At 57.8% G+C, this 23,398-nt stretch carries 20 protein-coding genes, 1 tRNA gene and 1 pseudogene; 10 read left to right on the plus strand and 12 right to left on the minus strand.

Annotated elements, in window-relative coordinates:
• Positions 1 to 485: 485 nt before the first annotated feature.
• Positions 486 to 1,517, minus strand: coding sequence for an AraC family transcriptional regulator ligand-binding domain-containing protein (locus ACP7BO_RS08920; RefSeq protein ID WP_426209705.1), 1,032 nt, complete (start codon positions 1,515 to 1,517; stop codon positions 486 to 488).
• Entirely contained in the window at positions 1,514 to 2,434 is a 921-nt protein-coding gene (locus ACP7BO_RS08925) for a GGDEF domain-containing protein (RefSeq protein ID WP_426209707.1), read from the minus strand. The genes ACP7BO_RS08920 and ACP7BO_RS08925 overlap by 4 nt, the downstream gene beginning before the upstream one ends.
• Positions 2,435 to 2,876: 442 nt before the next feature.
• Between ACP7BO_RS08925 and ACP7BO_RS08930 the strand changes: the two genes are divergently transcribed.
• From ACP7BO_RS08930 to ACP7BO_RS08955, 6 genes are all read left to right on the plus strand, one after another.
• On the plus strand, positions 2,877 to 5,408 hold the full coding sequence (locus ACP7BO_RS08930; protein WP_426209709.1) for a TonB-dependent receptor: 2,532 nt from the start codon (positions 2,877 to 2,879) through the stop codon (positions 5,406 to 5,408).
• Positions 5,409 to 5,530: 122 nt separating this feature from the next.
• The gene (locus ACP7BO_RS08935; protein WP_426209711.1) at positions 5,531 to 7,447 is read left to right on the plus strand and encodes a phytase; all 1,917 of its coding nucleotides are present in this window, start codon (positions 5,531 to 5,533) and stop codon (positions 7,445 to 7,447) included.
• A 62-nt stretch (positions 7,448 to 7,509) separates the two neighbouring features.
• On the plus strand, positions 7,510 to 8,220 hold the full coding sequence (tolQ, locus tag ACP7BO_RS08940; RefSeq protein WP_426209713.1) for a protein TolQ: 711 nt from the start codon (positions 7,510 to 7,512) through the stop codon (positions 8,218 to 8,220).
• Positions 8,221 to 8,235: 15 nt separating this feature from the next.
• Positions 8,236 to 8,682 carry a protein TolR gene (tolR, locus tag ACP7BO_RS08945; RefSeq protein ID WP_426209715.1) on the plus strand — a complete coding sequence of 149 codons (447 nt, stop codon included), beginning with the start codon at positions 8,236 to 8,238 and terminating at the stop codon, positions 8,680 to 8,682.
• Positions 8,679 to 9,437, plus strand: coding sequence for an energy transducer TonB (locus tag ACP7BO_RS08950; protein WP_426209717.1), 759 nt, complete (start codon positions 8,679 to 8,681; stop codon positions 9,435 to 9,437). The genes tolR and ACP7BO_RS08950 overlap by 4 nt, the downstream gene beginning before the upstream one ends.
• A 141-nt stretch (positions 9,438 to 9,578) precedes the next feature.
• Positions 9,579 to 11,069 (plus strand): DASS family sodium-coupled anion symporter, encoded by a 1,491-nt coding sequence (locus ACP7BO_RS08955; RefSeq protein ID WP_060696923.1) that lies wholly within the window; start codon positions 9,579 to 9,581, stop codon positions 11,067 to 11,069.
• Positions 11,070 to 11,107: 38 nt separating this feature from the next.
• Here the strand turns inward: ACP7BO_RS08955 and ACP7BO_RS08960 are convergent, their stop codons facing one another.
• The 7 genes from ACP7BO_RS08960 to ACP7BO_RS08990 form a co-directional block, all read right to left on the minus strand.
• Complete coding sequence (locus ACP7BO_RS08960; protein ID WP_060692886.1) at positions 11,108 to 11,479, minus strand: Na+/H+ antiporter subunit G; 372 nt, start codon at positions 11,477 to 11,479, stop codon at positions 11,108 to 11,110.
• Positions 11,476 to 11,754, minus strand: a complete 279-nt coding sequence (locus ACP7BO_RS08965) for a K+/H+ antiporter subunit F (protein WP_003446108.1) — start codon at positions 11,752 to 11,754, stop codon at positions 11,476 to 11,478. The genes ACP7BO_RS08960 and ACP7BO_RS08965 overlap by 4 nt, the downstream gene beginning before the upstream one ends.
• Entirely contained in the window at positions 11,751 to 12,239 is a 489-nt protein-coding gene (locus tag ACP7BO_RS08970; protein ID WP_397456962.1) for a Na+/H+ antiporter subunit E, read from the minus strand. The genes ACP7BO_RS08965 and ACP7BO_RS08970 overlap by 4 nt, the downstream gene beginning before the upstream one ends.
• A complete protein-coding gene (locus ACP7BO_RS08975; RefSeq protein ID WP_397456961.1) occupies positions 12,236 to 13,921 on the minus strand; it encodes a monovalent cation/H+ antiporter subunit D in 1,686 nt (561 codons plus the stop codon). Before ACP7BO_RS08975 ends, ACP7BO_RS08970 begins: the two co-directional genes overlap by 4 nt.
• Positions 13,918 to 14,262 (minus strand): Na+/H+ antiporter subunit C, encoded by a 345-nt coding sequence (locus ACP7BO_RS08980; RefSeq protein ID WP_003446102.1) that lies wholly within the window; start codon positions 14,260 to 14,262, stop codon positions 13,918 to 13,920. Before ACP7BO_RS08980 ends, ACP7BO_RS08975 begins: the two co-directional genes overlap by 4 nt.
• Positions 14,262 to 17,192: a monovalent cation/H+ antiporter subunit A gene (locus ACP7BO_RS08985; protein WP_060692880.1), complete on the minus strand. Its 2,931-nt coding sequence runs from the start codon at positions 17,190 to 17,192 to the stop codon at positions 14,262 to 14,264. Before ACP7BO_RS08985 ends, ACP7BO_RS08980 begins: the two co-directional genes overlap by 1 nt.
• A 180-nt stretch (positions 17,193 to 17,372) precedes the next feature.
• Positions 17,373 to 18,284, minus strand: a complete 912-nt coding sequence (locus ACP7BO_RS08990) for a DMT family transporter (RefSeq protein WP_426209721.1) — start codon at positions 18,282 to 18,284, stop codon at positions 17,373 to 17,375.
• A gap of 111 nt (positions 18,285 to 18,395) precedes the next feature.
• Here ACP7BO_RS08990 and ACP7BO_RS08995 point away from each other — a divergent pair, with 111 nt between their 5' ends.
• Both ACP7BO_RS08995 and ACP7BO_RS09000 read left to right on the plus strand, forming a co-directional pair.
• The gene (locus ACP7BO_RS08995) at positions 18,396 to 18,959 is read left to right on the plus strand and encodes a helix-turn-helix domain-containing protein (protein WP_426209723.1); all 564 of its coding nucleotides are present in this window, start codon (positions 18,396 to 18,398) and stop codon (positions 18,957 to 18,959) included.
• A 206-nt stretch (positions 18,960 to 19,165) separates the two neighbouring features.
• Positions 19,166 to 19,239, plus strand: a tRNA-Cys gene (locus tag ACP7BO_RS09000).
• Positions 19,240 to 19,314: 75 nt separating this feature from the next.
• On the opposite strand, the pseudogene ACP7BO_RS09005 reads toward ACP7BO_RS09000, so the two are convergent.
• A pseudogene (locus ACP7BO_RS09005) lies at positions 19,315 to 20,339 on the minus strand (tyrosine-type recombinase/integrase); the annotation flags it as partial.
• Between the two features lie 42 nt (positions 20,340 to 20,381).
• On the opposite strand from ACP7BO_RS09005, the gene rz1 reads away from it, so the two are divergent.
• Both rz1 and ACP7BO_RS09015 read left to right on the plus strand, forming a co-directional pair.
• The gene (gene rz1 / locus ACP7BO_RS09010) at positions 20,382 to 20,513 is read left to right on the plus strand and encodes a lysis system o-spanin lipoprotein Rz1 (RefSeq protein WP_426210360.1); all 132 of its coding nucleotides are present in this window, start codon (positions 20,382 to 20,384) and stop codon (positions 20,511 to 20,513) included.
• Positions 20,514 to 20,613: 100 nt separating this feature from the next.
• Positions 20,614 to 21,444 (plus strand): hypothetical protein, encoded by an 831-nt coding sequence (locus tag ACP7BO_RS09015; protein ID WP_426209725.1) that lies wholly within the window; start codon positions 20,614 to 20,616, stop codon positions 21,442 to 21,444.
• Between the two features lie 120 nt (positions 21,445 to 21,564).
• On the opposite strand, the gene ACP7BO_RS09020 is transcribed toward ACP7BO_RS09015, so the two are convergent.
• On the minus strand, positions 21,565 to 22,287 hold the full coding sequence (locus tag ACP7BO_RS09020) for a hypothetical protein (protein WP_426209727.1): 723 nt from the start codon (positions 22,285 to 22,287) through the stop codon (positions 21,565 to 21,567).
• 41 nt (positions 22,288 to 22,328) lie between these two features.
• The gene (locus ACP7BO_RS09025) at positions 22,329 to 23,378 is read right to left on the minus strand and encodes a hypothetical protein (RefSeq protein WP_426209729.1); all 1,050 of its coding nucleotides are present in this window, start codon (positions 23,376 to 23,378) and stop codon (positions 22,329 to 22,331) included.
• Positions 23,379 to 23,398: the final 20 nt, after the last annotated feature.

Consider the following 23,398-nt stretch of genomic DNA (forward strand, 5'->3'; position numbering starts at 1 on the left):
TACAGAGGGGTGGGGTGTATACCTGGCCCAGCGCTTGAGGGCGCGGCGGAGTGACCGGTGCTTTATCGAGCGTGCCAAATCGGTGGGCGAAGGGATCCCGATGAGCGTCGAAGAGCTGGCCAGATTGCGCACATTGGCGCAGTAAAACCTTGGCCCCAAACCATCCCCTGTAGGAGCGAGCTTGTCTCGCGAGCTTTTCCAAAGCAGAACAAAGCTCGCGAGGCAAGCTCGCTCCTACAGTGGGGTGGGGTGTATACCCGGTCCAGGGCTTGAGGCGCGGCGGAGTGACCGGTGCTTTATCGAGCGCGCCAAATCGGTGGGCGAAGGGATCCCGATGAGCACCGAAGAGCTGGCCAGATTGCGCGCATTGGCGCAGTAAGACCTTGGCCCCAAACCCCTGTAGGAGCGAGCTTGTCTCGCGAGCTTTTCCAAAGCAGAACAAAGCTCGCGAGGCAAGCTCGCTCCTACAGGTGGTTGTGGGGGGGTTACAGGGTCAGAAACTGGCGGATCAGGTTTGGTGTATACCCGGTCCAGCGCTTGAGGGCGCGGCGGAAGTTGGCCGGGTCGCTGATGTTGAGGTATTCGGCCACCGCTTCGTTACTCAGGCCTTTGATCTGGTACAGGTACAGCGCCATGTGTTTGCGCGCCTGGTCTTGCTGGGCCTGAAAGTGGGTCCCGTGTTTGTTCAGCTTGCGTTTGAGGGTGGCCTGGCTCATGCAGAAATGCTGCGCCGTCTGCTCAAGGCCGGGGGCCAATTGCGCATGGGCGCGCAAGTACAGGTACAACCGGTCAAGCAGGCTGGCGCTGAACCCCAGGCTGTGCAACTGCGCCTGGGCCTGCTGATACGCCACTTGCTGCGCAATGGCCGAGGCATTGGGCCAGGCGCGGGTCAGGTATTCCCGTGGCAGGCGCATCATGTCCAGTTGGCTGTCAAACCGGGTGTTTTCGCCCAGATGCACCCAGTACTGTTCCACGTACCGCGGCTCGGGGTGGCTGAAGCTGCACTCCCACGGCAGGCGTTCACCACTTAGCCACTGACTCATGGCCTTCAGCGCCGTCATGCTGGCCTCCATCACAAAGCGCAATTGCTCACCGGCACCGCAGCTGTCGAGCCAATAGACATAGGCGTAGTTGTCGTCCAGCAGCAGGCGCGGGGTCAGCAAGGGGCTGAGCAATGCCCGGTGGCGGATCAGGGTGTGCAATGCCTGATCCAGGTTTTGTGCCTGTTGCAGGGCGTGGCTGGCCGGGCCGTAATGCCCCGGCAACAGTCGTTGGCCAAACAGAAAACTGCTGTCGTCGGCTTCAAGTAAACGCCGGGCGTTGGCGATCAGGGCAAAGCATTGTTGCGGGCTGAGACGGGTCTGGCCGGTCACGATGTCGTCGTAAAACAACCCGGTGCCGCGCAGCAGGCGATGGCTGTCGATGTCCCGCGACAAGGCCAGGTCAATCAGGGTGGCGGGCTGGTAATGCCCGGCGATGAAGCGGCTGTCGGCTTCGTACCAGTGACTGGCGTTCATGCCCGTTTACTGCATGGCGGTTTGGCGCGGGCCAGGGCCAGGTTCAGGCGTTTGAGCAATTGATCGGGTGCTTCGTCGATCGCCATTACCACGCCGGTGCTGGCCGACAAATACACCCGCTCGCCATGTTGTCGGGTTTTGTGGGCCAGGCTCTGCACCGCTTGTTGCAGCTCTAGCGCCAGCAAACTGGCCTGGCTCTGGCCGGTATTGGGCAGCAGCACGACAAAGCGGTCGCCGGCCAGGCGGCAGAGCAGGTCGTGACGCCGCAGGTTAAGCAGCAGCAACTGACTGAGGGCTTGCAGTACGGCGTCGCCTTCCGGATGGCCGTACTGCTGGTTGATCGAGGTGAAGTCGTCAATATCCAGGGCCAGCAGTGACAGCGGTTGCTGCTGCTCCAGGCTCTGGCTCAAGCAGTCACTGATCTGGCGCTTGAGGTAGTCGGCGCCCCCCAGTGGAGTGAGTTTGTCGAACAGGCGATGCTCGCGGAACACCCGTTCGCGTTTTTCCATTTGCTGATTGATGGCCTGTTGTTCGCGGTGCCAATGGTAGAGGCCGATGGTCAGCAAAATCATGCCGACGGGCATCGGCCCGGACTCCAGCCAGTGATCCCAGCCAATGTGTTTGGGCAAGCGGATAAACTCGTCCAGCACGTCAATCCACCACGAAAAAAACATGCAGCTCAAGCCGATCGCCAGGTAGTCGGTGACCCGTCCGGCCGGCCGGCTTTTGAGAACCAGCCCCAGCCAGAACAGGAGGAACAGGGCGGTGCCGCCTTCGCCGGCGATGTCCAGCCACTGCCATTCGCTGACGGCTTTGGGGGTGCCAAAGGCCAGGTTCAGCAACAGCCCGATATTGGCTGCAAGAACCAGCAGTCCGAGTTTCCAGCGATGGTGTTTGAGAATGTTCAGCCAGGTCATCAAGGTTCTGCCAAAACGTAGTGATGGCCAGCACAACAGAGGGATATGACAGCTGTGTGACGGGCGGCAAGGGTCGAATCAGCTCAGGCCTCTTGCTCGATTATGTGCTGCAGGCGCCGCGGATCATGAGCAGAGTGGCGTGATGCCATCGCTGGCAAGGTCAGCCCCCGCAGGGGATGAGCAAGCGCCCTATCTTGTGGGAGCCGGCTTGCCGGCGATGGCTGCTATAGAGGTTTGTTTAAACAATAGGGTAATGCCATCCCGGCAGAGGTGCGAAACCGGGTCAAATCAGCTCATCTGGCCCCCTTTTAGGGCTGAAACGCCTCTGTTTCGGGGCTGTTGGCCCAACACTGTCACAGCACTGTCATTGCCCGACCCTAGCGTTCGCTCCCAGGTTGTCGGGCCATTTGCCCGACCAAGGTGATTGCGGGGGAGGACAAGCATGTACATGGGTCGGAGCAAGGTGCAGTGGGTCGGGTTCACGTTCAGCGCACTGGCCATGGCGATTGCCAGCGAGCGCCTGAGTGCTGGCGAGGCTGCGATTGGCGCCACCGAGCACGTTGAGGTGGTCGGGCAGGCCGTGAGTCTGGACAAAGCGCTCAAGCAGCAGCGCAATTCGGACACCATCGAAAGCGTGGTGCATGCCGATGGCATGGCCCAGTTGCCCGACGCTAACGTTGCCGAAGCCGTACAGCGCCTGCCCGGGATCAGCATCGAGCGGGATCAGGGCGAAGGGCGCTTTGTCAGCGTCCGCGGCCTGGGGCCGGACCTGAACAGCGTGACTATCAACGGTACGCTGGTACCGTCCCCTGAAAGCGCGCGCCGCGCCGTGGCGCTGGATGTGCTGCCGTCCGAGCTGGTGCAGTCGCTGTCGGTGATCAAAACCCTGACCCCGGACATGGACGCCAACTCGCTGGGCGGTACGGTGGACGTGCAAAGCCTGTCGGCCTTTGACCATGACGGCCTGTTTTATACCGCCAGTACCCAAGCCGCCTATAACAAGAACAGCCATCAGACCAGCCCCAAAGTCTCGGGCGCCATCAGTGACCGCTTCAGCCTCGGCGACGGCATCGACAACTTCGGGGTGGCCGCCGCCCTGAGCTGGAACAAGCGCGACTTTCGTTCGGACAACGTTGAAACCGGTGGCGACTGGGACTTCAACGATGGCGCACGGCTCAACAGTTTCGAACAGCGAGTCTACGACATCAGCCGCGAGCGCACCGGTGGCGGGCTGAACTTTGATTACACACCTGACGACGATACCAAGCTCTTCCTGCGCACCCTGTACAGCCGGTTCAAGGACAGTGAGACCCGCAATTCCACCGCCTTTGAGTTTGCCAACCCGCAAGCCGAGGGCGAGCTGGGCAAGGCCAAGACCAAGCGCAAACTCAAGCAGCGTGAAGAAACCCAGGAGATCCAGTCCTACGTATTCGGCGGTGAACGCATGATGGGCCTGTGGACGCTGAGCGGGCAGGCCGGCTACAGCAAATCCAGTGAAGACAGCCCGGGGCACATCGCCGGGGCGACCTTCAAAGGTAATTCCAGCTTTGCCGACAGTGGCTTTTACGACACCGAAAAACCGCGCCCGATCATCGGCGCGGGTTTTTACGACCCGGCCAGCTTCACCCTCGACAAAGTTGACTGGGAGGAGCAAAACACCAAGGACACCGAGAAAAACATTCGCCTGGATCTGGCCCGCGATTACGACGTGCAGGGCTATGCCTCTCAGGTCAAGTTCGGCGGCAAAGTCAGCCGGCGCAACAAGGACAACGACCTCAATGCCTGGGTCTATGAGGACTTCGCGGACCTGGGTTACAGCGATGCGCAGCTCAACCTCGACCGGTTCCAGAAGGGCAACCTGCACTACTCGCTGGGCCGGTTCGGCCCCGGGATCAGTGGCGGTGCAATCAAGGACCTGATCGGCGGCCTGAACCCGGACGATTACTACAACCAGCAGGAATCGCAGGCCAATGACTTCAGCATGCGTGAGGACATCAACGCGGCTTACCTGATGAACACCCTGGACATTGATGACTGGCGCTTCATTGCCGGCCTGCGCTACGAGGGCACCGAGTTCGAGGCCAAGGGCACCGGCGTGCGCAATGGCGAGTTCGAAGCCCAGGACACCCAACGCGATTACCACCACTGGCTGCCGGGCCTGCATGCGCGCTACCAACTGGACAAAAACACCCAGCTGCGGGCGGCCTGGACCAACGCCGTGGTGCGCCCGACCTTTGGCCAGCTGGCGCCGGGGTTTGTGATTGACGATGACGTGGCCGAGTTCGGCAACCCGAACCTCAAGCCGCTGGAGTCGAGCAACTTCGATCTGGGCATTGAGCACTACATGGGGCGGGCCGGGACAGTGTCGGCGTTCCTGTTCTACAAGGACATCAAAAACTTCGTCTACAACAACGACCTGGCCGGCAGTGGCATCTGGACTGATTTCACCGAAGCCCACAGCTATGCCAACGGCGACAGCGCCAGTCTGTACGGGCTGGAACTGGCGTACTCACAAAAATTCGACTGGCTGCCTGCGCCCTGGAATGGCGTGATTGTGGGCGCCAACAGCACCTTCAGCCGCTCCAGTGCCAGCATCAAGGGGGTTGATGCGACCACGGGGGCCAGCCTCAAGCGCGATATCGACCTGCCCAACCAGTCCAACACCGTCGGCAACCTGATGCTGGGCTGGGAAGACGACAAGCTCAGCCTGCGGCTGTCAGCCAACTACAAGTCGGACTATCTCTACGAGCTGGCCGGCATTAATGACAAGGCCCACGACACCCATGTCGACGCCCAGACCTTTGTCGATTTCAGTGCCCGTTACGCCTTGACCGAGAGACTGCAAATCAACTTTGACGCGCAGAACCTGACCGATCAGCCGTACTTCGTCTACAGCGGTAACAGCCGCTACAACAACCAGTACGAAGAGTACGGCCCGACCTTCTCGCTGGGCCTGACCTTCACTCATTTTTAATCGGCTTGATGTCATCGCTGGCAAGCCGGCTCCCACAATTTTTGGTGTTTCCCTCTGTGGGAGCTGGCTTGCCAGCGATCCGGTCAACCCGGTCTCTTACCTCTAATGGAATGGCATTACCCATGACTTTTTTGTTTAAACGCAAACCTCTCCTGCTGCCGTTACTGGCATGCCTGACCGCGGGCAGTACTCAGGCGGCCACTGATATAGCCGCTCCGGCCTTGCAGCCGTGGACCGCGAGCAAAGCCCAGGCCCTGGGGTTTTTACCGGACGGTATGGGTGACGGGCGCCTGGCGGTCAGCAAGCGCGAGGGCATAGTGCTGCTCGATAAACAGGGCAAGACCCTGAGCCGGGTCGCGGGCGCATTTGCCGGACTGGACAGCCGCAGGCTGGGGGACCGGGTGCTGGTGGCCAGCAGCGACAAGGACAAGCAGCAAGTGGCGCTGTTTGACCTCGACCCGGGCAGCCATCAATGGCAACCCCCCGTGTACCTGCCGCCCCGGGACTATGGGGTCGATGGCGTCTGTCTGTATCAGGACGAGGCGAGCAATATCTATCTGTTTACCGTGGGTGAAGAAGGCAAGGGCGAGCAGTGGCTGGTGGCTGCCGACCACCAACGGCTGCCCGACCCGCGCCTGGTGCGCAGCCTGCCGTTGCCGCCGCAGGCGAAGTTTTGCCAGGTCGACGACAGCGCGCAGCAGCTGTTCGTCAACGAAGAGAATGTCGGCTGGTGGGCTTACCCGGCCCATGCCGAATCCGACGTGTCGCGTTTGCCCGTGGCCATGATCGAACCCTTTGGCAACGTAAAGCAAAGCGCCGGGGCCATGGTGCCGGTACCGGGCGGGATGCTCGGGCTTGACCCTCAAGCCGCGCAATTGAACCTGTATCAGCAGCACGGCAAACGCTGGTCGCCGGTGGCCAGCCTGGCGCTCGGCGGGGTGGTCGAACCCGAGCATCTGGCCCTGCGCCAGACGCCTGAAGGCCTTCAGGTGCTGGTGCAGGATGCAGCCAGTAACCAGTTGCTGGAAGGCACCCTGGACTGGAAAGCCACCCCGGTGAATCAGCCGCCGGTGTTGCCGGGCGTAAAGCCTGCAGTGCAAACCCAAAGCGTAGCGAGCCGTGGCGACGCGGCCGATGACCCTGCCATCTGGCTGCACCCGCAAACACCGGCCCTGAGCCGGGTGCTGGGTACCAACAAACAGCAAGGGCTTGAGGTGTACGACTTGCAGGGCAAGCGGGTGCAGCATTTGCCGGTAGGGCGTCTGAACAACGTGGATGTGCGCCCCGGCTTCACGCTGGGCTCACGCACCGTGGACCTGGCGGTGGCGACCAATCGCGATCACAACAGCCTGAGCGTGTTCAGCATTGATCGTGCCACGGGGCAGCTTGCACACGCCGGCGAGATTGCGACCCCGGTCAAGGATATCTATGGCCTGTGCCTGTTCAAGGCGCCAACGGGCGAGATTTACAGTTTTGCCAACGACAAGGACGGCACCTTCGTCCAGCACCGGCTGTTTGCCAAGGGCGACAAGGTAGAAGGCGAACTGGTGCGCCAGTTCAAGGTTGCTAGCCAGCCTGAAGGCTGTGTGGCGGACGATACACGCCAGCGCCTGTTCCTGGGTGAAGAGGACGTGGCGGTGTGGGCAGTGGATGCGCGCCCGGACCAGCCGGCAACCCTCACCGGCGTGATCAGGGTGGGCGATCAGGTACACGACGACATTGAAGGGCTGGCGCTGTACCGGGGCGAGCACAACGACTACCTGGTGATCTCCAGCCAGGGCAATGACAGCTATGTAGTGCTGGATGCCGAGCCGCCCTTCGCGGTGCGTGGCGCCTTCCGGGTGGGGGTCAATGCCGCGGCGGGGATCGATGGCACCTCTGAAACCGACGGTCTGGACGTGACGTCGGCCAATCTCGGCGGGCCCTGGAGCAAAGGCATGCTGGTGGTGCAGGACGGGCGCAAGCGCATGCCCGAAGACGGCCAGAACTTCAAATTTATCCCGTGGACCGAAGTGACCAGGGCTTTGCACTTGCCATGATCCGGTCATCTCAATCGCTTTCAATCGCAATCACAGCCGGATAACCCTGCAGGAGCAATAACATGCAAGCAACCATGGAACACATGACCATTTGGGGCCTGATCAACGACGCCAGTCTGCTGGTCAAGGGCGTGATGCTGATTCTGCTGGCGGCGTCGGTGCTGAGCTGGTTCCTGATCGTGCGGCGCAGTGCCATTCTGCGTCGCAGTGAGCGCGACATGGACAGTTTTGCCCGGCGGTTACGGGCGCCGGGGGAGATGAGCGCGCTGTACCGCGAGAGCCGTGAGGCGGGCCATGCCGATGCCGGTGCCGAGCAAGTCTTTTCTGCGGCGTACAACGAGTACGCCCAGCTCAGGCAGCAGCCCGGGGTGGACGCCGAAGGGGTGATGCAAGGGATAGAGCGGGCACTGTATGTGGCGATCAGCGAACAGGAAATCCGTCTGGAGAAGGGCCTGCAATTTTTGGCGACGGTGGGTTCGGTGAGCCCGTATATCGGTCTGTTCGGTACGGTCTGGGGGATCATGAACTCCTTTATCGGCCTGTCCCGGGTGCAACAGGCGACGCTGTCGACCGTGGCCCCCGGCATCGCCGAAGCCTTGATTGCTACCGCCATCGGCCTGTTTGCGGCGATTCCGGCGGTGATTGCCTATAACCGCTTTTCGTCCCGTGGCCAGACCTTGCTGACCCGCTATTACAGCCTGGGCAACGAAGTGCAGATGCGCTTGTACCGCAGCTTGCATGCCGGTTCACGGAACATGGCTGCAGTCGCCTAAACAGGGAGTTTGAACATGCTTGCTCGACCACAGCGCAAACACGGGCCCAAGGCCGAAATGAACGTGGTGCCTTACATCGATGTGATGCTGGTACTGCTGGTGATCTTTATGGTGACCGCGCCGATGCTGACCCAGGGGGTGAAAATTGAATTACCCAAGGTGGCCAGTGAAGCACTGGTCAGTGACAGTCAGCAAAAAATCCTCACGCTGTCGGTAAAAGCCGAGGGGGGCTATTTCTGGAATCTGGGCAACGAACTGGACACAAAAAACCAGACCGACAGCGCGCTCAGCCTGGAAGAGTTGCAAGCCAAGGTCGGCCAGGTTGTCGCGCAGAACGCCGACACCCAGGTGTATATCCGTGCGGACAATGAGGCCGGTTACGGCAGCGTGGTCAAGGCCATGGCTGCGTTGCAGCAAGGTGGCGTGACCCACCTGGGGTTGGTGACCGAGGCCCCTCAATGATCGGCGCGCTGAGCGAAGCAAGGGGCAATGGCCAGGCGCTGCTGGTGACGGTTGTGTTGCACAGTGCCGTGATTGCCTTTTTGGTGCTGGGCTGGAGCCAGCAGCAGGCACTGCCGGAGCCAGCACCGTCGATGCTCAAAACCCGGCTGGTGATGCTGCCGGCCGAGCCATTGGCAGCGCCTCCTGCACCTGTTGCACCTGCGGCGCCGCAACCGGTGGCGCAGGCCGAACCGCAGGTCGTAAAACCTGCGCCAGTGCCGCCGCCGATTCAGGCGCGCAAACTGGAGCAGGCCACGCTGGCGCGCAAGCGTGTCGAGGAGAAAAAGCAGGCGCAGCTCGAGCAACAACACATCGCTCGCCAGCGCGTGGAGCAAGCCGAGACTCAGCGCCTGCAAGCCCTGGCCGACGCGGCAGCGCAACAGGCCCGGGTGGCGGCCGATAATGCCAGGCTAGCCCGGCAGTCGGCGGCGGCTGGCGCTGCGGATGTACGCCAATATTTACCCATCAGCAAACAAGCTCCCGACTACCCGCAGCGGGCGCTGGACAAAGGCATACAAGGCGATTGCACCGTGGAGTATTCGGTGACCCCGCAGGGCACGGTCGACAATCCCAAAGTGGTGGGCAACTGCCACCCGGCGTTTATCCGGCCGTCATTGGTTGCGGCTGCCACCTTCCGGTATCAGCCAAGGGTCATTGATGGGCAGGCGGTCACAGTGCCGGGGGTACGCAACACCTTTCACTACAAGATTCAGTAATGCTGAACCGAGCGAGCTCTTCGTTGTTACGACCTAAGAGCTCGCGAGCAAGCTCGCTCCTACAGGAAGCTGACAAGCATCAACACCGCTGTTGTGCCCCTGGCCTATGCTGCACAGGATTTCAAGCATAAGGAACTGGCCATGAATGCGCCTGCAACCACCCCGGAGCCTGCAACGGCCAAAGCAAAACTCCCCATAGGCCTGGTGATTGCGGTCCTGGTGATGATCGGTATCTTGCTGCTGCCATTACCTGCCGATCTACCGGTCGCGGGCCACCGCATGCTGGCGATACTGGCGTTTGCCGTGGTGGTGTGGATCACTGAAGCGGTGTCCTATGAAGCCAGTGCCATCATGATCACGTCGCTGATGGCGTTCCTGATCGGCATGGCGCCGACCCTGCAAGATCCGTCGAAACTGTACGGCACCTCTGCCGGCATCACCATGGCCCTGACCGGTTTCTCCAATGCCGCGCTGGCGCTGGTGGCCGGTGCGCTGTTTATCGCGGCGGCCATGACCCATACCGGGCTGGATCGGCGCATTGCCCTGGTCACTCTGTCACGCATTGGCACCAGCACCCGGCGCATCCTGCTGGGGGCGATTGCGGTCACCATCCTGCTCAGTCTGGTGGTACCCAGCGCCACGGCCCGCAGTGCTTGTGTGGTGCCGATCATGATGGGGGTGATCATGGCGTTTGGCGTGGACAAGCGCTCGAACATCGCAGCAGGCATCATGATTGTCGTGGCCCAGGGCACCAGTATCTGGAACGTCGGGATTCAAACCGCAGCGGCGCAGAACCTGCTGACTGTGGGCTTTATGGACAAGATGCTGGGTGAGCGCGTGAATTGGCTCGACTGGCTGATTGCCGGGGCGCCCTGGGCCATCATCATGTCGGCGGTGTTGCTGTTTGTGGTGCTCAAGATGCTGCCCCCCGAGAGCGACAGCATCCCCGGCGGCAAGGAAGCCGTCGAGAAGTCACTGGCCGAACTGGGGCCGATGACCGGGCCACAGAAACGCCTGATGGCGGTCTCTGTGGCGTTGCTGCTGGCCTGGGCCACCGAAGGCAAACTGCACAGTTTTGACACCACCTCGACGACCTACGCCGGGCTGGTGTTTTTGCTGTTGCCGCGTTTTGGGGTGATGACCTGGAAAGACGTGCAGTCGAGAATTCCGTGGGGCACGGTGATTGTGTTCGGCGTCGGTATCAGCCTGGGCACTGCCTTGCTCACCACGCAGGCCGGGCAATGGCTGGGCGCGCAGGTGGTGAACAACACCGGTCTGGATCAGGTCGGTCCGTTGGGGATCTTTGCGATTCTGGGGGCGTTCCTGATTTTGATTCACCTGGGGTTTGCCAGTGCGACGGCGTTGACCTCGGCCTTGCTGCCGATTCTGATTGCGGTGTTGCAAACCTTGCCGGGTGAATTCAACCGCTTGGGCATGACCATGCTCCTTGGCTTTGTGGTCAGCTACGGGTTTATCCTGCCGATCAACGCTCCGCAAAACATGGTGTGCCTGGGCACGCAAACCTTCACCGCCAAACAATTCGCCAAGGTCGGTTTGATCGTCACTGCGGTGGGTTATTTGCTGATGCTGCTGTTTGGCGCCACCTACTGGAGCTGGCTGGGCTGGATGTAACTCACCTGCAGGAGCGAGCTTGCTCCTGCAGGGGGGGGTTAGTTTCCGCCTTCGCTGCGTCCGCCGCTGCTGACTTCGGGCGGTACATCTTCGCCGGCAATGCGCTTGCGGAACAGCGAAGTACGAGCCAGCAACAAAGTGGTGACCGGTACGGTAATCGCCAGCAAGATCGGGATCAGCCAGGCGTGCAGCACCGGTGACGATTTAAGTGCCGAGAAGTACAGGATCGACGCCAGTGCCACGCACCAGGCGCCAAGGGTTGAAGCCAGTGCCGGTGGGTGCATGCGTTGAAAAAAGTCCTTCAGGCGCAACAACCCGATAGCACCGCACAAGGCAAACAGGCTGCTCAGCACCAGCAGCACTGCCACCGGTATTTCAATCCAGAGCGATAACTCGCTGATTGAATTCATTCGATCACCTCGCCACGCAGCAAGAATTTGGCCAGTGCAAAAGAGCCTACAAAGCCGAACAGGGCAATCAGCAGTGCGCCTTCAAAGTAAGTGTCACTGGCGTAGCGGATACCCAGCACCAGCATTACCAGCATGGCGAGAATATACAGGTAGTCCAGCGCCAGAACCCGGTCCTGGGCCGATGGGCCCTTGAACAGCCGGATCACGGTCAGGACCATCGCCAGGCTGAACAGAAACAGGCTGGTCAGGATGGCATTGGAGAGCAGGGCACTCATTCAAAGATCTCCATCAGGGGGCGTTCGTAGGCAGTTTTGAAGTGCTCGATAAACTGCGCTTCGTCATCCAGGTCGAACACATGCAACAGCAGCACGCTGCGGTCCAGTGCCAGTTCCGACCAGATGGTGCCGGGCACCACGGTGGTAATCATCGACAAGGCCGCCAGGCCGTTGGCATCGCGCAAGTCCAGAGGGATCTTGACGAAGCGCGAGCGCGGCGGGTTTTTGCCCGCTCTGAGCACGCCGCGGGCCACTGCAATGTTGGAGGCCACCACATCACGGCCCACCATAAAGAACAGCTTGATGATCACGCCGGGACGGTGGATACGGATCGGCAACGGACGCAGGGGCGCGAACATCAGCGGTGCCAAAAAGCCCAGCACGGCACCGAGCAACAGATTGCCGGCGCTCAATGACAGGTTGAGCACCAGCCACAGCAGCCAGAGCGCAAGCGACAGCCAGGGAGCCGGGAACAGGCGCTTCATGGTTGTACCTCCCGCATGGCAGCCTTGGCTTCAGGGCTGGGCACCGGGCGGGTGCCAATCACGGCCATCACGTAACGCTCGGGATTGTTCAGGGTGTCGGCGGCGGCCTGGGTATAACGCAGTACGGGCTCGGCCTTGAACGTCAACCCTACGCACAGCCCGATCAGCAATACGATAGGCAGGTATTCGAAGCGGCGTAACAGCGGGGACGGGCGTTCTAAGGGGGTCCAGAAACGCTGGATGCCCATTCGTGCGAAGGCGATCAGGGACGCGAGCCCCGAGAAGATCAACAGCGCAAACAGGCCCCAGGCAGCCGTCGAAACCGGCGCATCAGCGGCATTGCCCAGCCCCATGGGGTTGAGCAGGGCATTGAGCAAACTGAGTTTGCCGATAAACCCGGACAGCGGCGGCATACCGATAATCAACAGGGCGCAAGCAATAAAGCTCAGGCCCAGGAAGGCCATGGTCCAGGGAATGATTTGCCCCACTACCGCTTTTTGCTCGTCGTCGAGATTGGTGCCCCGTGGCGGATTCAAAGACTCCATCAGGCTTGGCAACTGCCCCACATCGTCTTCAAGCATCATTTCGTTGGATGAGCGCGAGCGCTCGATCAACTCGGACAGCAGGAACAGTGCACACAGGGCGAGCGAGGAGCTGACCAGATAGAACAGCGCGGCAGCGGTCAGGTTGGGCTGGGCGAAACCGACTGCAGACAACAGGATGCCGGCAGAGACCAGGATACTCAGGCTGGCCAGGCGCTCAAGGCGCTGGGCGGCCAGGATGGCAATGGCGGCGCAGGTGATGGTCGCCATGCCGCCGTAGATCAGCCAGTCACTGGCAAAGTAGGCCGAAGCGCCGGCCTGACCGGAAAACAGCAGGGTCCACAGGCGCAGCACCGTGTAAATGCCGACTTTGGTCATGATCGCGAACAGGGCGGCGACCGGGGCGCTGGCTGCCGAGTAGGCCGGAACCAGCCAGAAGTTCAGCGGCCACATGCCGGCCTTGGCCAGAAAGGCAATGGCCAGGATGGCGGCGCCCGCATGCAGCAAGCCACGGTCGGCCTCGGGTACCAAGGGGATTTTCAGGGCCAGATCGGCCATGTTCAGGGTGCCGGTGACGCCATAGATCAGCGCTGCACCGATCAGGAACAAGGACGATGCCAGCAGGTTGATCGAGATGTAATGCAGGCCTGCAGATACCCGGGCCTTACCGGAACCATGGAGCATCAGCCCGTAAGAGGCGGCCAGCAAAACTTCGAAAAACACGAACAGATTGAACAGGTCCGCGGTCAGGAAGGCGCCGTACAAACCCATTAGCTGGATCTGGAATAACGCGTGGAAGCTGGCACCGGCACGGTCCCAGCGGGCCATGGCGAACAGCAGCGCGCAGCTGGCGATGATGCCGGTCAGCACCAGCATCAGGGCCGACAGGCGATCAACTACCAGCGCGATCCCGAACGGTACTTGCCAGTTGCTCGGCAGATACACGCCAATCGCTGCCGGCGCCGCTTGCTGTTGGGTCCAGAGCAGCAACAGCACGGAAATCCCCAGGCCCAGAAAAGTCGAGATCAGATTGATCCGGGCTTTGAGCGGGCGGCGCTTCTCTCCCAGCAACAGCATGCAGGCTGCGGTCAGCAGCGGTAACAGAATGGGCGCGACGATCAGATGCGGCATCAAATTCATTCTTTAGGCTCCCGGCCATCGACGTGGTCGGTACCGGTCAGGCCCCGAGAGGCCAGCAAGACCACCAGAAACAGCGCGGTCATGGCAAAACTGATGACGATTGCGGTCAGTACCAATGCCTGGGGCAGCGGGTCTGTGTAGTTGAGCAGGTCTTGGGGCACGCCGTCCTTGATCACCGGCTCCTTGCCGATAAACAGGCTGCCCATGCTGAAGATGAACAGGTTGACCCCGTAAGACAGCAGACACAGGCCCATGACCACCTGAAAGGTTCGCGGGCGCAGTACCAGCCAGGTTCCGGAGGCGGCGAGCACGCCGATTGCGATAGCGATGACTTCTTCCATCAGGCGGCTCCCGTCTTGGGTTGGGTGGCGGGTTGAGAGGCAGACTGATTGCTCGGGCGATGGGCACGCACCGACTGGTGAGCCAGTGCTGTGAGGATCAGCAACGTGGCGCCGACCACTACGGCATACACGCCAATATCGAAGAACAGGGCGCTGGCAACATGGATGTCACCCAGCAGCGGCAAGCTGAAGTGCGCCGTGTGGGTGGTCAGGAACGGGTAGCCCAGAGGAATCGCGCCGAGCCCGGTGAGGGTGGCGCACAACAGGCCGGTGCCCATCCAGCGCAGTGGCCGCAGGCTCATCTGCGCTTCGACCCACTGGGTGCCAGCCACCATGTATTGCAGGATGAACGCCACAGACATCACCAAGCCGGCAACAAAGCCGCCGCCCGGCTGGTTATGGCCGCGCATGAACAGGTACATCGACACTACAAAGGCAATCGGCAACAGCAGGCGCACCAGCACCGCGGGCACCATCATGAAGCCCAGGGCGGTGTCGCTGGCGCTGCGCGGGTTGACCAGGTCGGTCATAACGTCTTTGGCCAGCAGGCGCTGCTGGGAAGGCAGTTGCATGCTTTCTTTGGGCGGGCGGAAACGGCGCAGCAGGGCAAAGACGGTGAGTGCCACGGCGGCCAGTACGGTGATTTCACCCAGGGTATCGAAACCCCGGAAGTCCACCAGCATCACATTCACCACATTGCTCCCGCCGCCATCGGGCAGGGCACGACTCAGATAGAAAGATGAGGTGTCGTTCGGGGTCTGGCGGGTGAGCATCGCGTAGGACAGCAGCGCCATGCCGCCGCCGACTGCGGCCGACAGCAGCAAGTCACGCAAGCGGCGGATCTGCGCTTTGCGCAATGTCCCCGGTAATGGCGAGACTTCTTCTATCCGCCGCGGCAACCAGCGCAACCCGAGCAGGATAAGGACCGTGGTGACCACTTCTACCACCAACTGGGTCAGTGCCAGGTCAGGTGCGGAGAACCAGACGAAGGTCACGCAGGTCATCAAGCCGCATACGCTGACCATCGTCAGGGCTGCCAGACGGTGGTATTTGGCTTGCCAGGCGGCGCCCAGGGCGCAGGCTATGGCAAGCAGCCAGAGCGTCACGAACACGATCGAACCCGGTATTTTCGGACGGTCACCCCAGCTCAGGCCGCTGTAGAGCATAGGAATCAGACCGGCGATCACGGCAGCCAGAATCAACAGGAATAACTGGGTTTGCAGGCGGTGAGAGCTGATACGCCGCTCAATGCGTCGTGCCCAGCGCATGATCACCACCAGGCAGCGCTCGAAGAAACGCTTGCCATTGAAATACGTGATCAGGGGCGGCAGCGGGTAACGCCCGAGTTTGAGCTGTTTACGCAGCACCACATACAGCAGGATGCCGCAGGACATTGCGATCAGGCTCATGATCATCGGTGCATTCAGGCCGTGCCAGATCGCCAGGCTGTATTCGGGTAGTTCGCCACCGACCACTGGTTGCGCTGCAGCCGCAAGCAACGGGCCGACGGTTTGTGCCGGGAAGATCCCGACCATCAGGCAGGTGAACACCAGCAGCTCGACCGGAGCCCGCATCCAGCGAGGAGGCTCGTGCGGAGTCAGGGGCAGGTCGGTGGGAGGCGGACCGAAAAACACGTCTACGGTAAAGCGCAATGCGTAGGCCACGCTGAACGTGCCGGCGATGGTAGCGATTACGGGCAGGGCAATCTCAACCCAGGCCGTGGAGTTGATGAACACGGTTTCGGCGAAGAACATCTCTTTGGACAGAAATCCGTTGAGCAGCGGTACACCGGCCATCGAGGCACTGGCCACCATGGCCAGGGTCGCGGTGTAGGGCATGAGCTTGAACAGGCCGCTGAGCTTGCGAATATCGCGCGTGCCACTCTCGTGGTCGATGATGCCTGCCGCCATGAACAGCGAGGCCTTGAACGTTGCATGGTTAAGGATGTGGAACACTGCGGCGACCGCTGCCAACGGGCTGTTGAGGCCCAGCAGCAGGGTAATCAGGCCAAGATGACTGATGGTTGAATAGGCCAGCAAGCCTTTAAGGTCGTTTTGAAACATTGCGCAGTAAGCGCCCAGCACCAGCGTGCAGGCTCCGGCGCCGCTGACAATCCAGAACCATTCTTCGCTGCCCGACAGGGAGGGCCAGAGGCGGGCCAGCAGGAACACCCCGGCCTTGACCATGGTCGCCGAGTGCAGATAAGCCGAGACGGGGGTGGGTGCTGCCATCGCGTGGGGCAGCCAGAAGTGAAACGGGAATTGCGCACTTTTACTCAGCGCGCCGATCAGGATAAGCGGGAGCAGAACTGGATACAGGCTGTGTGCGCGAATCTTGTCGCCGGCAGCAAGCACTGCATCCAGATCATAGCTGCCGACGACATGGCCAAGCAGCATGACCCCCGCCAGCAAGCACAATCCGCCCGCGCCTGTAACCATCAGCGCCATATAAGCGCCGCGTCGGGCATCAGAACGGTGGTGCCAATATCCAATCAGCAGAAATGAGAAGAGGCTGGTCAGCTCCCAGAAAAATACGATCTGGATCAGGTTGCCGGACACCACCAGGCCGAGCATCGCGCCCATGAACGCCAGGAAAAAGGCAAAGAAGCGCGGTACCGGATCTTCGGGTGACATGTAATAACGGGCGTACAGCGACACCAACGTGCCGATGCCAAGCACCAGAATCGAGAACAGCCAGGCGAAACCGTCCAGCCGCAGGACGAAATTCAAGCCGAGACTGGGCAGCCACATGAACTCTTCGCGAATCACTCCGCCATGGGCAATTTGCGGGTAGAGCAGGGCTACTTGAATGGTACCGATCAGAGCAATCAGACCGGCCAACAGTGATGCACTGTTACGTGCATTGTGCGGCAAAACAGCCGCCAGACAGCTGCCGATAAATGGCAGAAGCAGTAGAACTATCAGGGACATAGGCTTCTAATCTGCAGGAGTTTGTGAGCGATCATACGTGGCGACTTGTATATCACCAACAAAGAAGCTGTAGATGAATCCTACAAAATGTGTGCAAACCGCAAGTAATGCGGCGCGGCATCTTCCCTGTATGAACACTCCAGAGTGTGAGTCTTTGCTTCCAGTATCAGCGCGTGCGCATCAGTCGCATGCTTCGTTGCTTTGCTTGTCTTCCACCTGGTCGGGGGCTTTAGCCTTTGTTTTTAACTCACTGACGATCACCGCTGCAACAATCAATACTGCCCCCAGCAAGGCGATACCCGGCAAACGTTCCCCGGCCAGGCGTCCGGCAATGCCGGCCCATACCGGTTCACCTGCATAAATGAGCGTGGCGCGGGTGGGTGAAACGCTTTTCTGGGCCCAGTTCATTGCTACCTGAATCACCGCACTTGCAGCGCCAAGGCCTACGGCACTGGCTAACAAAAGCCATGAGAAATCAGGAGCGGTCTCTCCTGTCGGAATAGTCATCATGAAGGCCAGGATCGACGCGGTACTGAGTTGCACCACAGTGACCCGGCGAACATCGACTTTGCCAGCATAGGCGCTGATCAGGATTATTTCTGCCGCTATGGCGATGGCGCTGATCAGCGTAGCGATCTCGCCAGGGCTGAAATCAAGAGATGCGCCACTCGGGCCTGACAACAGCATCAAGCCGGTAAACGCCAGGATGATACCCAGGCTGGGCATCAAGCCAGGTCGACGCCCCAGCACCAACCACTGCAGCAGCGGGACGAAAGGTACATACAGCGCGGTAATGAAAGCTGACTGGCTACTCGGAATAGTCTGCAGGCCAATGGTCTGCAAGCCATAACCGAGCATGATAGACACCCCGATAAATACCCCGGCCTTGAGTTCAAACAGGGTAATGCCGCGCAGACTGCGAATTGAAAACAGAGAAACAATCAGCGCTGCGGCAGCAAAGCGCAGCCCCACAAAAAACATCGGCCCGCTGGACGTCAGCGCATGCTGCACTAATAGAAAAGTGACGCCCCAAACCATGGTAATCAGCACCAGCACACATTCGGCTTTGCTGAAACGGGAGGTCAAAGACATTAGTTTTGAAGGTTTCAACGTTGTCATAGCCTTGCACGCTGCCGGAAGAGAGACGCACAATGCGTCAAAGCTGAGCAGTATACTGCGCAGTCCCACAAGGTGAGCAATATAGTGCCCAAAGAAAATTCACAACGTGCGTCGGTATTACAACACGTCAGTCAAAACGTCCGGCGCCTGAGGCTGGTCGCACACCTCAGTCAAAGTGCTCTGGCTGAACTGTCGGGTGTAAGCCGGCGGATGTTGGTAGCTATAGAAGCGGGCGAAAAGAACGTCAGCCTCAGCACCCTGGATCGAGTTGCGGAAGCTCTCAATGTTGCGTTCAGCGACTTGATCCAGGCCCCGGGTTCTGTAGATCCGAGCCGTATCAATGAAGTGGCCTGGACGGGCACTGCGCCGGGGAGCAAGGCGGTGTTATTAGCCAAGGCTGTAGCTTCAAGGGAAGTAGAGTTGTGGGAATGGACACTGGAACCCGGAGAGGAGTATCAGTCGCAAGCCGATGCCGAGGGTTGGAGTGAGCAGTTATACGTGTTCGAAGGATGTCTGACCCTGGTCATAAGCGAGCAGTCATTACGCTTTGGTGCGGGAGAGTTCTACATGTACGCCAGCAACAAGCCGCACTCCTACAGAAATGAAGGTGATGGGGTACTGCGCTTCATCCGTAACGTGGTGATTTGAGAGCTGGGCAGGGTATGACCGGGGTTGATGATTAACTAAAAATTATTAGAATTCAGGGGGTTGCCAGCTTCAATCTTCTAGTACATAATGCGCGCCATCAGCTCGGGGCAACAACCTGAATCGCTGAAGAATCAAATGCTTGTAGCGATAAGATCGCAGCAGCAACCTTTGTTTTTGATGTTTCTCATGAAGCCTCAAGCACAATTGGCCGAATAGCAAAATGGTTATGCAGCGGATTGCAAATCCGCCCACGCCGGTTCGATTCCGGCTTCGGCCTCCACATTCGAAAGCCCCGCAGATCAAGGTCTGCGGGGTTTTTTATTGGGCGCAGGAAAGTGAAGTGTTCCATTACTTTGGGCTTTGCGATTGCTCCGACACGGCGGTAAACCCGTTCCGTAATCCCTTCTTTTGAGTGCCCAAGAAACGCGCGCCTCCGAAATATCTGCAATTTCTGATGCGGCCTTTGGTCTGATGGCATGAAACTGAAATTGCATGATCCGCTTTGCTTCATCCTCTGATCCCGATGCTCTTGCCTTGTCAGCGGCAAGCAAGCGAGTGGCGTCCCAGCGATTGCGCATCATTTGCCAGGACACCCGCGCACCGCTTTTGCTGAGAATGAAATAAGGCGAGGTGTGAGCAGCATTGCGCTGCATGATTTGGTCAAGCAACAGCCCGAGACTGCTGCGGCCGATACTGGTGTTCAGGTGAATGCGAAGGCGTTTGCCAGTCTTGCCTTGTCTTACCAGCAGAAAATCCCCCGCCATGTCGTCGCGGCGCATAGCCAAAACATCTGCCGGGCGCTGACCTGTCAAATAGGCTAAGTCCATTGCGTCCTGAACTTCCTGCGGGGCACATCCATAGACAGCTGCCCATACTTCGTCGTTGGCGTAGTAGTCCCTGGGCTTCTCTTTGTTCTTGCGAACGCCGAGGCACGGATTCTCCTGTCGAGTTAACCCCCACTCCCTGGCAATGTTGAATACGTGCGAGAGCAACGCGAGTTCTCTATTCGCCCGGGTCTTCGCTGATCGAACATCGCGGTATTGAGCGACCATAGACGGCGTGATGGCATCAATAGGTGCTTCGTCAAATACCGCCCTTAATTGTCGAAGCTCGGCAGCATTGTCTTTTTGTGTCCTTGGGGCCTTCTTTGGAATGATGTCTCTGGTGTATCGATCAAATATCCCTCTCATTACAAGCAGGTCTAAAGGTTTTTCTTTCGACTCCAGTTTACCATTTCCAACGCTGCAGCTGCTCAGGCGCGCCAGGCGGTTGAGAGGCAGCAGGCCACCCAGAAGGCCCTGGCCGAACTCGACGCCAAAGCCACAACGGAGAAAGCCTATGCTCTCGCTGAAAATGAAAAGCTGCGCGCTGATGTTGCAGTTGGTGATCGTAGGCTGCGCATCTCAGGGCGCTGTAGTACCGATGGTAGCAATCTGTCCAATACCACCAGTACCGCCCGATTGGATGATGGCGGAACCGTCGAACTCGTTGGAGCTGCTGGAGGAACTGTTTTCGATATCAGAGCCGGAATCATCAAGGATCGAGCGGCCTTGAAGAGGTTGCAGGAATATGTGAGAGTATGTCGTACTTTAAATCATGGCTTGTAAGATGACTTTATTTAAGTATGCAAACTATATTCAGAGTCGATATTAATATGCTGAAAGTCGTTTCCTTATCCATGATTCTGATGGCTGCAGGTGTTTTAGGGGGTGCATCTGCGTTTGGTGCTAATAGCACAAGCTTTTGCTCTGATTCTACTCCTCCTAAACATGCATCTGATAATGGTCAGGTTAAATCACTATTTACATACTGCCCAAGAGTGGAAGATATTTCTATGGGTGGCGATTCTGTACATAAGCTTTTTTCCGGTCAGTGGTTTAATAAGAAGAAGCCTTCACTTGACCTCTACTCGCAAACATCGGAAGGGCTTAATATTTCGTTAGGTGGTTCAGTTTCTACAATTAATATGAAGTCCAAGCAGGGTGGTTTGCCATTGCTACCTGGAAAGGATGGTTTTTATATAGAGTTTTTAGCTAGGATTGATGATGCCTCAAAAGATCACTTTCCAGCGCTGTGGCTGAATCCCGTCGAGCATAATGCCAACGAAGATGATCGGGCTTTTTCCAATCGTAGACTCGAGCAGCATTGGATGGAGCTTGATGTGGATGAGGGCGGGTATCAAGATGGGATGCTGGGCACAGTCCATGAATGGCGTGGGAACTTTCCGCATTACCAGAGAAAACAAAACCCACACCCAGCACCTCGAAAATTGGATAGGACGAAGTTTCATACTTTTTCAGCTTACTATGACCCAGTTAACGCCACTGTGAAGTGGTGGGTGGATGACGAACTTCACAACGAAGCCCCTGCTCCAGCCATTGGTTCAAATCTTCAATATCATGTTGTTATGAGCGCTCAAACACATGGAAAGAATGAGCCGTATAAGCTGATTGTTAAGCGGGTTCGAGTTTTTGTTCCTAGGTAGTCGGGCATTATGCGAAGTGCGCTTTGGTTCTGTTGAATGTTTGCTATAGTTCCCGCAGCAATAGCTGTGGGAACTACATTTTTTTTGATAGTCCTTTATGCTATGTTTTCAGGCTGAGTACTAAGGCCACCAAGCTGCACTTTCTCTTATGTCTGCCATCAACGCTTTTATAAAAGAGGCTGTACCAACTTCCGTGAACGCAGGTGCGGCGAGCTGAAGAGTGGACATGGCTGTATTTCTAGATACAGAAGGGAAGGAAGTCATTAGATCCAGGGCCCTCCATATCTCTCCCGTTGTCTTGCATGCTGATACGATTTGTACTGCCTGTGGTATTCGGCGTTCAGCCGTTTCAGCTGCACATTCTGAAAATGCAGTCTCTAGCAGTTCAACCCTTTTCTGCTGGGATTTGGATACCAATGATAGGCTCGCGAAGAACTGCGCAGGTTCTGATGTGCTCTTTGCAAGAGCTTTAAGTTTTTGCCACTCGAGTGCCTGATCTCTGGGCTCTAGCAATGAGAAACCGTTGATCAGTACGTTGAAATTAGGGTTTTCTGAAGCAACTGAAAGCGACCAATAATGGCGAAGTAGATCACAGCGTGGGTCGCTTGAATTCAAGTGTTTTAGGTTTTCAATCATGAGATATAAACTTGTATTTGGATCTTCTTGTTCTGCAATCTCGTCAAAGACTTCGTCAAGAAGTTCTTGTGCTCCGAGCCGCATTCCGACTATAAGTAGTTCGGATAGTATCTGTGCTCGGAAGTACGGCCTGATATTTACTAGCTTGCGACGTACCTCCTCGAACTCTTTAATTGTCCATAGGTCTGTTGCGTACCGTGCAGCCATGCCGAAGTGAAATTCTGGTGCTTTATTTGAAGTGTCTGAAATTAGTTGCCAGCAATGCTGGAAACAGCTTTCCGGTTTATAAGTGGTACGTTATTTATTTCTCTTAAAATGGTACTGATTTTGTTTGGGATGTCCTGCGCAAGACATATTGCCTGGATTCCTTGATCTGCAAGCTCAACTGTGTCAGTTATGTTGCTTGAAAGCTGCAATAGCAGCTCTCCGAAGTGTAGTGGGTAAGTTATTTTTTGAATGTCACCTAATAGCTTTGTTTTCTCGCTCTCTTTGTCTGTCGAAGGTAGTGTTGAGAATAAGGAGATAAGGGTGCGACAACGAGTATACTCATCCTCAATGCAGCGTGCATTGAAAAGAGCATCTGCGATGATGGGCTTTCGAGTAGTTGGCAATGCTGAGCGAGCCACTTCCATCAAGGCGTATGTGCGATTGTTGGCTGACGGTAGCTTCAATGCAAGTTTGTGAGCTAAAGATACCACATGCTGCCTTGTCTCGGCTTGTATTAAGGGGAGGATGCCAGTCAGTGTATCTATCCTCCAAAAATCTGAGACGAGTAGGGGAGTTAGTACAGTCATTAGGCTTGATAGGTAATTTTCTTTAGGTGAGTTGAAGCTTGTTAATATGTCAAGCGTTACCGAGGCTCTTATAATTTGCTCGTATTGGAATTGTGTCTCGAAATTCCATGATGCATTTATTGGTAGATTTTGTTTGAAGAGTTCTATCTTTTTTTTTAAGCGGGTAACTTGGTTGGTCAGTCGATCTTCATCAATCAAAGGGGCGATGTATCTTAAGGTTGTTACCATTTGGCAATAATCTGTAGATGTGTCGACCAATAGCAGGCACTGGTTTATGAAACTTTCCGTAGATTTAGGTCGTTTCGATTGGGGTAAAGCTTCTATGATTGGAAATAATGACATAATTAAAGAGAGTAAATCCTGCCCCTCCAGTTCATCAGGCATCATTCTTTCTAGAATGCGGTCTAATTGTACATTGTCCAATTCTTGGGCGAAATCTGTGATTATGCTTGCGTGTAGCTGACTATCATCTGCCTCAAATAGCCTGCGTAGAACTTGCTTCACTACCTCTCCTCGTTGCGGTT

Source organism: Pseudomonas sp. TWR2-1-1 (genome assembly GCF_049897045.1).
GTDB classification, from domain to species: Bacteria; Pseudomonadota; Gammaproteobacteria; order Pseudomonadales; family Pseudomonadaceae; genus Aquipseudomonas; species Aquipseudomonas versuta.

What these genes read in the sequence shown, in the direction of transcription:
- ACP7BO_RS08920 (WP_426209705.1), bottom strand. Translation starts at nt 1,517, where the DNA reads ATGAACGCCAGTCACTGGTACGAAGCCGACAGCCGCTTCATCGCCGGG.
- ACP7BO_RS08925 (WP_426209707.1), bottom strand. Translation starts at nt 2,434, where the DNA reads ATGACCTGGCTGAACATTCTCAAACACCATCGCTGGAAACTCGGACTG.
- ACP7BO_RS08930 (WP_426209709.1), top strand. Translation starts at nt 2,877, where the DNA reads ATGTACATGGGTCGGAGCAAGGTGCAGTGGGTCGGGTTCACGTTCAGC.
- ACP7BO_RS08935 (WP_426209711.1), top strand. Translation starts at nt 5,531, where the DNA reads ATGACTTTTTTGTTTAAACGCAAACCTCTCCTGCTGCCGTTACTGGCA.
- tolQ (WP_426209713.1), top strand. Translation starts at nt 7,510, where the DNA reads ATGCAAGCAACCATGGAACACATGACCATTTGGGGCCTGATCAACGAC.
- tolR (WP_426209715.1), top strand. Translation starts at nt 8,236, where the DNA reads ATGCTTGCTCGACCACAGCGCAAACACGGGCCCAAGGCCGAAATGAAC.
- ACP7BO_RS08950 (WP_426209717.1), top strand. Translation starts at nt 8,679, where the DNA reads ATGATCGGCGCGCTGAGCGAAGCAAGGGGCAATGGCCAGGCGCTGCTG.
- ACP7BO_RS08955 (WP_060696923.1), top strand. Translation starts at nt 9,579, where the DNA reads ATGAATGCGCCTGCAACCACCCCGGAGCCTGCAACGGCCAAAGCAAAA.
- ACP7BO_RS08960 (WP_060692886.1), bottom strand. Translation starts at nt 11,479, where the DNA reads ATGAATTCAATCAGCGAGTTATCGCTCTGGATTGAAATACCGGTGGCA.
- ACP7BO_RS08965 (WP_003446108.1), bottom strand. Translation starts at nt 11,754, where the DNA reads ATGAGTGCCCTGCTCTCCAATGCCATCCTGACCAGCCTGTTTCTGTTC.
- ACP7BO_RS08970 (WP_397456962.1), bottom strand. Translation starts at nt 12,239, where the DNA reads ATGAAGCGCCTGTTCCCGGCTCCCTGGCTGTCGCTTGCGCTCTGGCTG.
- ACP7BO_RS08975 (WP_397456961.1), bottom strand. Translation starts at nt 13,921, where the DNA reads ATGAATTTGATGCCGCATCTGATCGTCGCGCCCATTCTGTTACCGCTG.
- ACP7BO_RS08980 (WP_003446102.1), bottom strand. Translation starts at nt 14,262, where the DNA reads ATGGAAGAAGTCATCGCTATCGCAATCGGCGTGCTCGCCGCCTCCGGA.
- ACP7BO_RS08985 (WP_060692880.1), bottom strand. Translation starts at nt 17,192, where the DNA reads ATGTCCCTGATAGTTCTACTGCTTCTGCCATTTATCGGCAGCTGTCTG.
- ACP7BO_RS08990 (WP_426209721.1), bottom strand. Translation starts at nt 18,284, where the DNA reads ATGTCTTTGACCTCCCGTTTCAGCAAAGCCGAATGTGTGCTGGTGCTG.
- rz1 (WP_426210360.1), top strand. Translation starts at nt 20,382, where the DNA reads ATGGTAGCAATCTGTCCAATACCACCAGTACCGCCCGATTGGATGATG.
- ACP7BO_RS09015 (WP_426209725.1), top strand. Translation starts at nt 20,614, where the DNA reads ATGCTGAAAGTCGTTTCCTTATCCATGATTCTGATGGCTGCAGGTGTT.
- ACP7BO_RS09020 (WP_426209727.1), bottom strand. Translation starts at nt 22,287, where the DNA reads ATGGCTGCACGGTACGCAACAGACCTATGGACAATTAAAGAGTTCGAG.